This is a genomic window from Streptomyces sp. NPDC048415, assembly GCF_040651675.1.
Classification (GTDB): Bacteria; Actinomycetota; Actinomycetes; order Streptomycetales; family Streptomycetaceae; genus Streptomyces.
Map to the genome: position 1 here is coordinate 62,391 of NZ_JBEZKJ010000002.1, position 12,215 is coordinate 74,605.

Annotated in this window: 9 protein-coding genes; 2 read left to right on the top strand and 7 right to left on the bottom strand. The window is 70.3% G+C overall.

What is annotated here, in order from left to right; translation table 11 throughout:
* Positions 1–7: 7 nt before the first annotated feature.
* The 7 genes from AB0D27_RS01870 to AB0D27_RS01900 all read right to left on the bottom strand — a co-directional run bounded on the left by AB0D27_RS01870 (position 8) and on the right by AB0D27_RS01900 (position 9,936).
* Positions 8–3,829, bottom strand: a complete 3,822-nt coding sequence (locus AB0D27_RS01870; RefSeq protein ID WP_362500977.1) for a multifunctional oxoglutarate decarboxylase/oxoglutarate dehydrogenase thiamine pyrophosphate-binding subunit/dihydrolipoyllysine-residue succinyltransferase subunit — start codon at positions 3,827–3,829, stop codon at positions 8–10.
* 281 nt (positions 3,830–4,110) lie between these two features.
* A complete protein-coding gene (locus AB0D27_RS01875) occupies positions 4,111–5,268 on the bottom strand; it encodes a HAMP domain-containing sensor histidine kinase (protein ID WP_362500978.1) in 1,158 nt (385 codons plus the stop codon).
* 38 nt (positions 5,269–5,306) lie between these two features.
* Positions 5,307–6,044 (bottom strand): response regulator transcription factor, encoded by a 738-nt coding sequence (locus AB0D27_RS01880; protein WP_266496121.1) that lies wholly within the window; start codon positions 6,042–6,044, stop codon positions 5,307–5,309.
* Positions 6,045–6,157: 113 nt separating this feature from the next.
* A complete protein-coding gene (locus AB0D27_RS01885; RefSeq protein WP_362500979.1) occupies positions 6,158–6,835 on the bottom strand; it encodes a spermidine synthase in 678 nt (225 codons plus the stop codon).
* A gap of 48 nt (positions 6,836–6,883) precedes the next feature.
* Entirely contained in the window at positions 6,884–8,623 is a 1,740-nt protein-coding gene (locus tag AB0D27_RS01890) for a glycoside hydrolase family 3 N-terminal domain-containing protein (RefSeq protein WP_362500980.1), read from the bottom strand.
* 24 nt (positions 8,624–8,647) lie between these two features.
* A complete protein-coding gene (locus AB0D27_RS01895; RefSeq protein WP_362501403.1) occupies positions 8,648–9,307 on the bottom strand; it encodes an MFS transporter in 660 nt (219 codons plus the stop codon).
* Positions 9,307–9,936: an MFS transporter gene (locus AB0D27_RS01900; RefSeq protein ID WP_362500981.1), complete on the bottom strand. Its 630-nt coding sequence runs from the start codon at positions 9,934–9,936 to the stop codon at positions 9,307–9,309. The genes AB0D27_RS01895 and AB0D27_RS01900 overlap by 1 nt, the downstream gene beginning before the upstream one ends.
* Positions 9,937–10,140: 204 nt before the next feature.
* Between AB0D27_RS01900 and AB0D27_RS01905 the strand changes: the two genes are divergently transcribed.
* Positions 10,141–10,800 (top strand): TetR/AcrR family transcriptional regulator, encoded by a 660-nt coding sequence (locus tag AB0D27_RS01905; RefSeq protein ID WP_362500982.1) that lies wholly within the window; start codon positions 10,141–10,143, stop codon positions 10,798–10,800.
* Positions 10,801–10,903: 103 nt separating this feature from the next.
* Complete coding sequence (locus AB0D27_RS01910) at positions 10,904–11,809, top strand: rhomboid-like protein (protein ID WP_362500983.1); 906 nt, start codon at positions 10,904–10,906, stop codon at positions 11,807–11,809.
* Positions 11,810–12,215: the final 406 nt, after the last annotated feature.

The window sequence follows — 12,215 nt, forward strand, 5'->3', positions numbered from 1 at the left end:
CCGAGACCTACGCCTCGAACACCTCACGCACCAGCTGCTCCTGCTCCGCCTGGTGCCGCTTCGCGGAACCCACGGCGGGGGAGGAGGAATGCGGACGCGAGATACGGCGCAGGCGCTCGCCGTGCGGGACGTCGGCGCCGACCGCCAGGTCGAGGTGGTCGATCAGGTTGAGGGCGATGAAGGGCCACGCGCCCTGGTTCGCCGGCTCCTCCTGGGCCCACAGGTACTTCTCGGCGTTCGGGTACTTGGCGATCTCCGCCTGGAGCTCGGCACCCGGCAGCGGGTACAGGCGCTCGATGCGGATGATGGCCGTGTCCGTGCTGCCGCGCTTCTTCCGCTCGGCCTCGAGGTCGTAGTACAGCTTGCCGGCGCAGAAGACGACCCTGCGGACGGCGGCCGGGTCGGCCGACTCGTCACCGATGACCGGACGGAACGCGCCCGTGGTGAACTCCTCCGTCTTCGACGCGGCGGCCTTGAGGCGCAGCATCGACTTCGGGGTGAAGACCACCAGCGGCTTGTGGTGCGGGTTGTGCACCTGCCACCGCAGGAGGTGGAAGTAGTTCGACGGGAGCGTCGGCTGAGCGACCGTCATGTTGTTCTGTGCGCACAGCTGGAGGAAGCGCTCGATGCGGGCCGAGGAGTGGTCCGGGCCCTGGCCCTCGTAGCCGTGCGGGAGGAGGAGGGTGACGCCGCTCGTCTGGCCCCACTTCTGCTCCGCCGCCGAGATGTACTCGTCGACGATCGTCTGCGCGCCGTTGACGAAGTCGCCGAACTGCGCCTCCCAGAGCACGAGAGCGTCGGGCCGGGCCAGCGAGTAGCCGTACTCGAAGCCCATGACCGCGTACTCGGACAGCAGCGAGTCGTAGACGTTCAGGCGGGCCTGGTCGTCCGAGAGGTACTGGAGCGGGGTGAAGTCCTCGCCCGTGACCCGGTCGATCAGCACCGCGTGGCGCTGGCCGAAGGTGCCGCGGCGCGAGTCCTGGCCCGACAGGCGCACCGGCGTGCCCTCGAGGAGCAGCGAACCGACGGCCAGGGTCTCGCCCATGCCCCAGTCGATCGTGTCGTCCTCGATCATCGCCGCCCGGCGCTGCAGCTGCGGCAGCAGCCGCGGGTGCACGGTGACGTGGTCGGGGATGTTGACCTGGGACTCGGCGATCCGCTTCACGACCTCCTGGGAGACCGCGGTGGGCACGGCGACCGGGAACTCGGCCTGGGTGTCCGGGACAACAGCCTCGGCCGGAGCCGAGACGGCCTCGCGGACCTCGGTGAAGACCTTCTCCAGCTGGCCCTGGAAGTCCTGCAGCGCCTGCTCGGCCTCTTCGAGGGTGATGTCGCCGCGGCCGATCAGGGACTCGGTGTACAGCTTGCGCACCGAGCGCTTCTTGTCGATCAGGTCGTACATCAGCGGCTGCGTGAACGCCGGGTTGTCGGACTCGTTGTGTCCGCGGCGGCGGTAGCAGATCAGGTCGATGACGACGTCCTTGTTGAACGCCTGGCGGAACTCGAAGGCCAGGCGAGCCACGCGGACGACGGCCTCGGGGTCGTCGCCGTTCACATGGAAGATCGGCGCCTCGATCATGCGGGCCACGTCGGTGGCGTACATCGAGGAGCGCGAGGACTCCGGGGCGGCGGTGAAGCCGACCTGGTTGTTGATGACGATGTGGACCGTGCCGCCCGTGCGGTAGCCGCGCAGCTGCGACATGTTGAGCGTCTCGGCGACCACACCCTGGCCCGCGAAGGCCGCGTCACCGTGCAGGGCGACCGGCAGGACCGTGAAGTCCGTGCCGCCCTTGTTGATGATGTCCTGCTTGGCGCGGACGATGCCCTCGATGATCGGGTCGACCGTCTCCAGGTGGGACGGGTTGGCCGCCAGCGAGACCTTGATCTGCTCGCCGTCCAGGCCGGTGAAGGTGCCCTGCGCGCCCAGGTGGTACTTCACGTCGCCGGAGCCGTGCATCGACTTCGGGTCGAGGTTGCCCTCGAACTCGCGGAAGATCTGCGCGTACGACTTGCCGACGATGTTCGCGAGCACGTTCAGCCGGCCGCGGTGGGCCATGCCGATGACGACCTCGTCCAGACGCGACTCGGCGGCGCTGTCGATGACGGCGTCGAGCAGCGGGATGACCGACTCGCCGCCCTCGAGCGAGAAGCGCTTCTGGCCGACGTACTTCGTCTGCAGGAAGGTCTCGAAGGCCTCCGCCGCGTTCAGCCGGCGCAGGATGCGCAGCTGCTCCTCGCGCTCCGGCTTGGAGTGCGGGCGCTCGACGCGGTCCTGGATCCACTTGCGCTGCTTGGGGTCCTGGATGTGCATGAACTCGATGCCGGTGGTGCGGCAGTACGAGTCGCGCAGCACGCCCAGGATGTCGCGCAGCTTCATCATCGACTTGCCGGAGAAGCCGCCGACCGCGAACTCGCGCTCCAGGTCCCACAGGGTGAGCCCGTGCTCGGTGATGTCCAGGTCGGGGTGCTTGCGCTGGCGGTACTCCAGCGGGTCGGTGTCGGCCATGACGTGGCCGCGGACCCGGTAGGAGTGGATCAGCTCGAAGACGCGGGCGGCCTTGGTGACGTCGTCGTCGTGGCTGGCGTCGATGTCCTTGAGCCAGCGGACCGGCTCGTAGGGAATCCGCAGCGACTCGAAGATCTCGTCGAAGAAGCCGTTCTCACCGAGCAGCAGGTTCGCGACGACGCGCAGGAACTCGCCGGACGCGGCGCCCTGGATCACCCGGTGGTCGTAGGTCGACGTGAGCGTCATGACCTTCGAGATGCCGAGCTTGTTCAGGGTGTCCTGGGAGGTGCCCTGGAACTCCGCCGGGTAGTCCATCGAGCCGACGCCCATGATGACCGACTGGCCGGGCATCAGACGCGGCACGGAGTGGACGGTGCCGAGGCCGCCGGGGTTGGTCAGGGACACCGTGACGCCGGTGAAGTCGTCCATCGTCAGCTTGCCGTCACGGGCGCGGCGGACGATGTCCTCGTAGGCCTGCCAGAACTCGAAGAAGTTCAGCGTCTCGGCCTTCTTGATGCCCGCGACGACCAGTTGGCGGTCCCCGTTGGGCTTCACCAGGTCGATGGCGAGGCCGAAGTTGATGTGCGGCGGCTTGACGAGGGTGGGCTTCCCGTCCTTCTCCGCGTAGTGCCAGTTCATCGACGGCATGGCCTTGATGGCCTGCACCATCGCGTAGCCGATGAGGTGGGTGAAGGAGATCTTCCCGCCCCGGGCGCGCTTGAGATGGTTGTTGATGACGATGCGGTTGTCGAAGAGCAGCTTCACCGGGACCGCGCGCACGGACGTGGCCGTGGGCACCTCGATCGAGGCGTTCATGTTCTTCGCGACCGCGGCGGCGGGACCGCGCAGCGGGACGTACTCCGGGCCCCCGGGGGCCTCGGCCGCGGGGGCGGCCTTCGCGGCGGCCGGCTTGGCCGCGGCGGGCTTCGCGGGCGCCGGCGCCGGGGCGGCCGGAGCCGGAGCGGCGGCAGCGGGCTTCGGAGCGGCCGGAGCGGCCTGAGCCGGGGCGGTCTGAGCCGGAGCCGCGGGCGGCGCCGCAGGGGCGACCGGAGCGGCAGGCGCGGCCGGAGGCGTTGTAGACGGGGTGGTCCCTGCGGCCCCCGCGGCCGCAGTACCCGCCGGAGCCGCGGCGGCGGGCGCCCCGGGCTTGTAATCGGCGAAGAAGTCCCACCAGGCGCGGTCTACCGAATTCGGGTCCTGGAGGTACTGCTGATAGATCTCGTCGACGAGCCACTCATTGGCACCGAACGCAGCCGTGGGGTTCTTCCCGGCTTGGTCGGTGTCGGTCGAGATGCTCGAGTTACTGGGGGACTGTGGCGACACGGCGGCAACCGCCCTCTTCCGCTTCACAAGGTGATGGACAGCGGGAATAAAGGCTACGCCTCCCTGGCGGAGAAGGTCAGGCCGGGCCCGTCCAACGTCGCGCAAGTCACATCGGAAACCGTGTTTCGCCTGTGGAAATGGCGGGAAACAAGCGGGGTTCCGGCCCGGAATGGGTGCGTCGATCCCGGGTCGCGGTACGACTCACGCGGCCCCCTGCCTGATCACACGTGTCCGCCAGTGGCGACACGGATGGATCTTGTGGCTCCGGTTCGAACTTTACGTCAACTTGGCAGAGAGGGAAGTCCCGGAAGGGTGACCTGGATCCGGCAGCCCCGCTGGGATTCGGCCACACCGATCCGGCCGCCGTGCAGATCGACCGCCCAGCGCGCGATGGCGAGGCCCAGACCCGTACCGCCGTCGCTGCCCGGGCCGTGCGGCGAGGGCACCCCGCCCCGGTTGAACCGCTCGAAGACGCGGTGCCACTCCGACTTCGGAATGCCGGGCCCCTCGTCCAGGACCTCCAGGGTCAGCGACTCCGGGCACTCGCCGCGTCGGGCCTTGACCGTCACCCGGCCGTGCGGCGGGCTGTGCTTGACCGCGTTGTCGATGAGATTGGCCACGACCTGGTGGATCCGCTCCGGGTCCGCGTGCGCGGTCAGCTCGGGCGGGGACACGTCGAGGTGCAGATGGACGTCGGTGCGGGTGTGGCTGCCGGAGCCCGAGGCGATGCCCGCGCGCGCGGAGGCGACCATGTTGGCCTCCTTGAGCACACCCGACAGGTACGGCCAGACCTCGAAACGCCTCCTGCGCAGCGGTACGACGCCGTTGTCCAGCCTGGAGAGATCAAGGAGCGTCTCCACGAGCCGGCCGAGGCGCTCCGTCTGCTTCAGCGCCGTACGCATCGTCTCGGGGTCGGCGGCGGAGACACCGTCCACGACGTTCTCCAGGACCGCGCGCAGGCCCGCGATGGGGGTGCGCAGCTCGTGCGAGACATTCGCCACGAGTTCCTTGCGCTGGCGGTCCTGTGCCTCCAGCTCGTCGGCCATGAGGTTGATCGTCTCGGCCAGGTCGCCCAGCTCGTCACGGCGGCTGTCGCTCACCCGACGGGTGTAGTCGCCGTGCGAGATGGACCGGGCCACCGCGTTCATCTCGTCCAGCGGGGCGGTCAGCGAATGCGCCACGAACTGCGTGATCAGCAGGGTGGCGATCATCGAGAAGACGGTGATGAAGCGCAGCTCGGTCTCCGTGCGCACCGCGATCATCAGCAGACCGGTGGTGATGAACACCGAGACGACGACCAGCGTGCCGAGCTTCGTCTTGATCGAGAACGGCCGCACGCCACCCCAGGGATTCGCGCTCCTGCGCTCCCCGAAGCGACCCCCGCCGACGCGGCTCCCGAAGCGACCCTCGCCGAACCCGCGCTCTCCGAGCCCGCTCATGCCATCAGCCCCTCACGAAGGTCCCGACAGACGCCCGCTCAGGGAGTCGGGGTCTCCAGCGCATAGCCCACACCGTGCACCGTGCGGATCCGCTCGGCGCCGATCTTCCGGCGCAACGCCTTGATGTGGCTGTCGACGGTACGGGTGCCGGAGGCGTCCGCCCAGTCCCAGACCTCAGCGAGCAGCTGCTCGCGCGAGAGGACGGCGCGGGGGGTGTTCGCCAGGCACACCAGCAGGTCGAACTCGGTGGGCGTCAGATGCACGTCCTCCGAGCGCACCCGCACCCGGCGCTGCGCGTGGTCGATCTCCAGCTCACCGAGCCGCAGGATCCCGCTGCGCGGCGTCGAGGCGGCCAGCGCGGCCCGCTCCACCCGGCGCAGCAGGACGTGCACGCGGGCGGCCAGCTCGCGCATCGAGAACGGCTTGGTCATGTAGTCGTCGGCGCCGACGCCCAGCCCGACCAGCATGTCGGTCTCGTCGTCGCGCGCGGTGAGCATCAGCACCGGCACCGGGCGCGCGGCCTGCACCCGGCGGCAGACCTCCAGGCCGTCGAAGCCGGGCAGCATGATGTCGAGGATCAGCAGATCGGGCTGCCAGGCCTCGGCGGTGTCGACGGCGGCCGGACCGTCGCCCGCGGTTTGCACCAGGAATCCCTCGGCACGCAGGCGGGCCGCGATGGCGTCGACGATCGTCGGGTCGTCCTCGACCACCAACACCCGGCGCTGAGCGCCCGGGGTCGCCGCCGTGCCGTTGTGGGAGGTGTGTGTCTGCTCCATCGCCCGCCCCTGAAGTGTGCTTTCCGGAATCCGTGGGGTGATCCCATGACTGCGCTTGACGCTTGAATGATCCGCGTCAGGGAAGCAGAGTACGGGCAGTCACCGTGCCTCGGCTATCCAGGCCTTACCGCGAGGTGTACGACGTCCGGAACGCCCCGGGCAACCGGGATCTCTTCGGTACGCACCCGTTGGAACCCGGCATTCCGTAGGGTTCCTTCAAATTCCGGAGAGGGCTGCGCGGACCACACGGCGAGCACTCCGCCGGGCCTCAACGCCCTTGCGCAGCCTGCCAGTCCGGCCTTCGAGTACAGGCCCTCGTTGCCCTCGGTGACCGTCCAGCCGGGCCCGTTGTCGATGTCGAGACACAAAGCGTCGTACGTGGCGGAAATCTCATTGACGAACGCGAGCAGATCGGCCTCGACGATGTCCGTACGCGGGTCGGCGAGGGCCCGCGCGGACAGCCCGGCGAGCGGTCCCTCACGGTGCCAGTCGATGATGGCCGGCTCGCGCTCGACGACCGTGATGCGCCCCCACCGTGCGTCGGCGGCCGCGTGTGCGAGCGAGAACCCGACGCCGAGCCCGCCGATCAGGACACTCGGCTCCGGGCGCCCGTCCAGTGCGTCGTACGCGGCGTCCACCAGCAGCCGCTCCGAGCGGCCGTCGGAGGTGTCCATCAGAAAGCACCCGTTGGCGATGATCTGCAGCAGCGCGCCGTGTCGCCGCAGCACGACTTCGCCGTACGGGCCCTCACGGCGATCGATGACCACGGGGGTCTCGTACGAGGCAGTCATGGCGCCCATCCTGGCAGTTTCGCCGGGATGGGCACCTGAATTACCGGTTCAGAGCCCGTGCCCGCAGGCGAACACCGGGTCCTCGGTGTCATTGGGCACGTCGGGCCGGGACGCCTCCACCGCCGCCATGGAGCGCGGCAGTTCGAACGGCAGACGGCCCTCGGCCCGTGCCCGCCCGAAGGTGACGTCGAGGAGTGCCGCGTCGCTCGCGCCGTAGTCGGCGACGAGCGCGGCGGCCTTCGCGGCGATCTCCGGGAGGACGGCGGGCCGCTCCAGGTTGACGCACACGAGCGTGGGCGTGGTGTCCAGGAGCCGCAGGATCTCCTTCAGCTCGTCCTCGGGGAAGGCGAGTGAGCCGGAGTGGAAGAAGGACTCGAAGAGCCCGGGACGCTTCTCGTGCGGGGTGCGCAGGCGCAGCACGGCCAGGTCCGCGGCGACGGGATCGGCGACGACATTGCCGTACGCCGACGCCGTCCGTTCGCTGACGCCCCGGACGTACAGGTTCGGGCGGCCCTCGACGGGCAGCAGCGCGTGGTTGGTCAAAACGGTGAGGGAGCGGCGCTGGGCGGCCTCGCCGAGCGCGGTGAACTCGCCCGCCCCGACGGTCTCCTCGGCCCGGTCGGGATCGACATGGGGGTTCTCGAAGAGGCCGAGCACGAACTTCTCGCGCAGGAGTCGACGTACGGATTCATCGATACGTGCCGCGCTCACGCGCCCGGAGCGAACCAGCTCGACGATCACCTCGGGGCACTGCTCGCCGCCGAACTGGTCGGCGCCCGCGTCCAGCGCCTTCGCCGCGCGTTCGGCGACGGAGAGGTGCTCGGCGCCCCAGGCGCGGGCGGGGAACAGCTCACCGAAGATGGGCGCGTCGGTGAGCAGGCCCCAGTCGGTGCAGATGACGCCGTCGAAGCCGAGGCGCCCGCGCAGCAGACCGGTGAGGACATCGCGGTTGAAGCCGAAGCCGACCTCCTCCCAGTCCGTGCCGACCGGCTGTCCGTAGTACGGCATCATCTGCGAGCAGCCGGCCTCGATGGCCGCCTTGAACGGCGCCAGGTGGTAGTCGCGCATCCCGCCGGGGTAGACCTGCTCCTTGCCGTGCGCGAAGTGCGGGTCCTCGCCGTCCTTCTGCGGTCCGCCGCCGGGGAAGTGCTTGACCATGGCCGCCACGGACTCCGGACCGAGCCGCGCGCCCTGAAGACCGCGGACATACGCCCGTACCAGTGCGCTCGTCAGTTCCGCGGACGAGCCGAACGTGCCGGACTGGCGCGACCAGCGCGGCTCGGTGGCCAGGTCGATCTGCGGGTGCAGGGCCACCCGGAAGCCCACCGCCAGATACTCGCGACGCACCGTGTCGCCGAACTTCTCGACCAGCTCCGGGTCGCCGATCGCGGCCAGGCCCAGCGGCTCGGGCCAGGCCGAGAAGGCACCGGAGTTGAAGGACGCGCCCGGGTTGTCGGTGAACGCGTGGCGCGGGTCGGTGGAGAGGGTGACCGGAATGCCGAGACGGGTGCCCGCCGCCAGCTCCTGGATCCGGTTGACCCACTGGGCGGTCTCACGGACGCCGTACTGCCCGATGAGGTTGAAGTGGGTCAGACCCCTGTCCTCGACCAGCTCGGGGGTGGAGGCGTGCACGAAGGGGCCCTCGGTGGCGAAGGTTCCGTCGGCACTCATGCCGAGCATGGAGTGGAAGAGCTGGCCCGCCTTCTCCTCCAGGGTCATGCGGGCCAGGAGGTCCTCGACGCGCTCGTCGACGGGGCGGTGCGGGTCGCGGTACGGGGGGATGGTCATCCCGGGCTTCCTTCGTACGTGGGGTTACTTGACGGAGCGGATGAACTGGACGGCGAAGGCGCCCAGTACGGCGCAGACCGCGCCGAAGAGGAACAGCGCGCCGTAGTTGCCGCCGCCGCCGATCGCGAGGAACGCGGGGGCGATCATGGGGACGAGGGACTGGGGGAGGGCGTTGCCGATGTTCAGGACGCCCATGTCCTTGGCGGACTCCTCGGGGTTCGGCAGGACCGCGGCGGCCAACGCCATGTCGACGGAGAGATAGAGGCCCTCGCCGAAGCCGAAGACGACCAGGGCGGCGACGTATGTCCCGAAGGACTGCGCCGAGGCGATCATCCCGAGACTGACGGCCATCACGAGGGAGGACCCGAGGACGTACGGCTTGCGGCGGCCCGACCGGTCGGAGAGCTGGCCGCCGAGCAGTGAGCCGAGCACGATCGCGGCGACCATGGCGAGGGTGCCGGCGAAGACCTTGCCGGAGACGTCGTCGTCGCTGTAACCGAGGCGGTCCATCAGGAAGTACACCTGGTAACTGGTCACACAGGAGGCGCCGGTGAAGACCAGGAAGCGGCCCGCGAAGTTCCAGGCGAAGTCGGGGTGCGTGCGCGGGCTGACCCAGAAGCTGCGCAGGAACTCCTTGAAGCTGTAGGGCGCGAAGGCTCCCGGCCGGGCCGGGCGGTCCTTCATCACGGCGGCGAGGCAGCCGACGGAGACGACGCCGATGGCGCCCGGGACGAGGAAGGCGAGGCCATCGAGCCGCTGAACGCCTGTGCCAGCCCGGAGCCGGTGATGATCGCGAGCGGTGTCGTCATGCCGACGACGCCCGAGACGCGGGCCATCTGCCGCGGGGGGATCAGGTCCGGGATGCAGGAGGTCAGCGCGGCCAGGGCGGCGTTGATGCCGAGCTGCGCGAGCGCCCAGCCGAGCATCAGGGTCAGTACGTCGGAGCCGAGCGCGACGACCAGCAGACCGCCGAGGCCGGCCACCATGCCGCCCAGCAGCCAGGGCCGGCGGCGGCCGAAGCGGCTGGTCGTGCGGTCGGACAGGGCGCCGAAGACGGGGTTGGCGACCATCGCGAGCAGGGCGCCGACGGACAGTACCTGACCGAGCGCGGCGCTTCGGTCGTCCTCCGGGACGATCTGGCTGACCCGTAGGGCGAGGGTGACCATCACCGGCGTGAGGACGGCGAGATAGGCGCCGAACTGAGCGAATCCGAGGGTGGCGATGAGCCTTGCGGGAGCTTCGGACGAGGGGGCGTCCTGCGCGGGGAGCTCGGGCGAGCGGGCGCCGAGCGAGGCGTCTGGCGTGACGGCCATGGCGGCTCTCCATGGGGACGAGGGCGGCTTCCTTGCCGCACCGGGCGCCCTTAGGGAAACACCAAAACCGAGTGGGTAGTAGGTTTTGATCACGTGGTCAGAATCACGCCGCGCATGGCTTGAAAAAGAGGGCTGATGACTCGTGTAACCGCCGGTTCCAGGCGGCCACGAGGAGGGTTCCCCGAGCGGGCTAAGGTGACGGTCATGGTGCACAACGAGAGCCGGAAGCCTCGCAAAGGCCCAGGCCGGGGGACGTACGCCGTGGGTGACGAGCGCCGCTCGCGGATCCTGGACGCCGCCGTCGAGCACTTCGCGCAGTGGGGGTTCCATGCGTCCTCACTGGCCCGCATCGCCAAGGACGTCGGCATCACCCAGGGCGGCCTGCTGCACCACTTCCGCAGCAAGGAGGACCTTCTCGTGCAGGTCCTGGCACGCTGCGAGGAGAACGACACGGAGCTGTTCTTCTCCCACGCGTTCGTCTCGGCCGCCGAGTGCTATGCGGCCCTGGTCCAGCTCGCCGAGTACAACAGCACGCGGCTCGGCCGGACCCGGATGTTCAACGTCCTCGCCGCCGAGGCCGGCGACCCGGGGCACCCGGCACACGCCTACTTCACCCAGCGGTACGTGGATCTCGTCGCGCACATGTCCGACCCGCTGCGGCACGCCGTCGAGAGCGGCGAACTGAAGCCCGACACCGACATCGTCGCGGTGTGCCAGGAGACCGCCGCCGTCATGGACGGACTCCAGGTCCAGTGGGTCCTCGACCCCAAGGGCTTCGACATGGTGGGCCGCCTGCGCGGGTACGCCGACCGGCTGCTGCGGTCGATCACGGTCGAGGGAAACGGCCTCGCCCCGGACGCCTGACGACCCTCTGCGGTTGCTGTGAATCGGCTCTCGCGTGGCGTCGGTCATAGACAGCGACGCCTGGGACACCAAGGGTGGGATGTAACGGAAGGAGCGCCTCACCGTGGAGCGGAGCGCGACCGAGCGGGCTGACGCCGCGCTCACGGACCCGGTGACGGGTGCGCCCTTGCTGGACGGGGTGCCCAGGCAGCGTGGCGGTTCCCTCGCGGTGCCGGTCCGCCGGGCCACTGTGGTCCCGACGCCGGGCCCGACATCCCCGGATGCCTCCCGCCCCCTCGCCCGGCTCCGCACCCTCCGCCCCTGGCGGCTGTTCCCCACCCCCACCGGTACGCCCTTCACCTTCGCCTACGCGGTCGTCCTCGCCGTGACGTCGGTCTTCACCGACCACGCGGACCCCTCGCTCGTGCACGCGCTGCACCAGGCGTCCAGCACGGACGTCGCGCACCTGGTGCGGTCCCCGGCGCTCGTACTGATCGCGAGCGCGCTGTGGATCGTGGGCGGCATCACCTCGCCGTACGCGATCGGGTTCCTGCTCGTCCTGACCGGCCTCGAGCGGCGGACGGGCGGGCCGCGGACGGCCGGGGTCTTCCTGCTCGGACATGTGCTGGCCACGCTGGCCACCGAAGTGCCGGTCGGGCTCTCGGTGTGGGCGGGCCATCTGCCCGACAGCTCCCTGCACCGCCTCGACTACGGCATCAGCTTCGGTGTCGCCGCGAGCGTCGGCGCGCTCGCCGGACTGCTTTCGCCGTGGCTGCGCTGGCCGGTGCTGCTCGGCTTCGGCGCGATGCTCGTCGAGGACCTGATCGCCTTCGAGGACCCGATGACGAACTGGGGTCACCTGATGGCCCTGGCGATCGGGATCTCGACATGGCCGTGGGTGCGGCGCGGGCGCCGAGCGGCGGCGCCGGGCAGCAGCGACGCGCGCACCCCCTGCTGCGTCAGCCACACCGGTTCACAGCGAGTCGGCACGCCAGCTCCGGAATGCCGAGCCGGCGCTCCTTCGCGGTAGTTACGCCGACGGGCACGGGCGTCCTCGTCGGTGACGACGAGGAGGATATGGGGGCCGGCGGAGCGCTTGCCGCGGCGGGCTCGGGGTGGCGGAGCGCTTGCCGCCCGGGGTCGCTCGTGGTGGTGGTGGGTTTGCCGCCCGGGGAGTCGCTCGCGGTGGTGGCGGGAGCCCGGCTGACGACCGGCGCCGAGGTGGGTCCCACTGGCGCCTTCCCCTCGGCCCCGCCGCTCCCCTGCGCCGCCCGTACAGCGGCCATGGCCCCGCCGCCCCCGCCGTGCCGCGGCCGCGCCCACGTCGGCCGTCACCCCGGCCCCGGCCCCGACGATCACCCCACGCCGCTCGGTCGCACCCGCCGGTCCTCGCCCACTGCCCCGGGTGATCATCAGGTTCAGGCGTCCCCGGTGAA

Coding starts and splice junctions, on each gene's coding strand:
- AB0D27_RS01900 (WP_362500981.1), bottom strand. CDS start 9,936: ATGGCCGTCACGCCAGACGCCTCGCTCGGCGCCCGCTCGCCCGAGCTC.
- AB0D27_RS01890 (WP_362500980.1), bottom strand. CDS start 8,623: ATGACCATCCCCCCGTACCGCGACCCGCACCGCCCCGTCGACGAGCGC.
- AB0D27_RS01895 (WP_362501403.1), bottom strand. CDS start 9,307: ATGAAGGACCGCCCGGCCCGGCCGGGAGCCTTCGCGCCCTACAGCTTC.
- AB0D27_RS01905 (WP_362500982.1), top strand. CDS start 10,141: ATGGTGCACAACGAGAGCCGGAAGCCTCGCAAAGGCCCAGGCCGGGGG.
- AB0D27_RS01880 (WP_266496121.1), bottom strand. CDS start 6,044: ATGGAGCAGACACACACCTCCCACAACGGCACGGCGGCGACCCCGGGC.
- AB0D27_RS01885 (WP_362500979.1), bottom strand. CDS start 6,835: ATGACTGCCTCGTACGAGACCCCCGTGGTCATCGATCGCCGTGAGGGC.
- AB0D27_RS01875 (WP_362500978.1), bottom strand. CDS start 5,268: ATGAGCGGGCTCGGAGAGCGCGGGTTCGGCGAGGGTCGCTTCGGGAGC.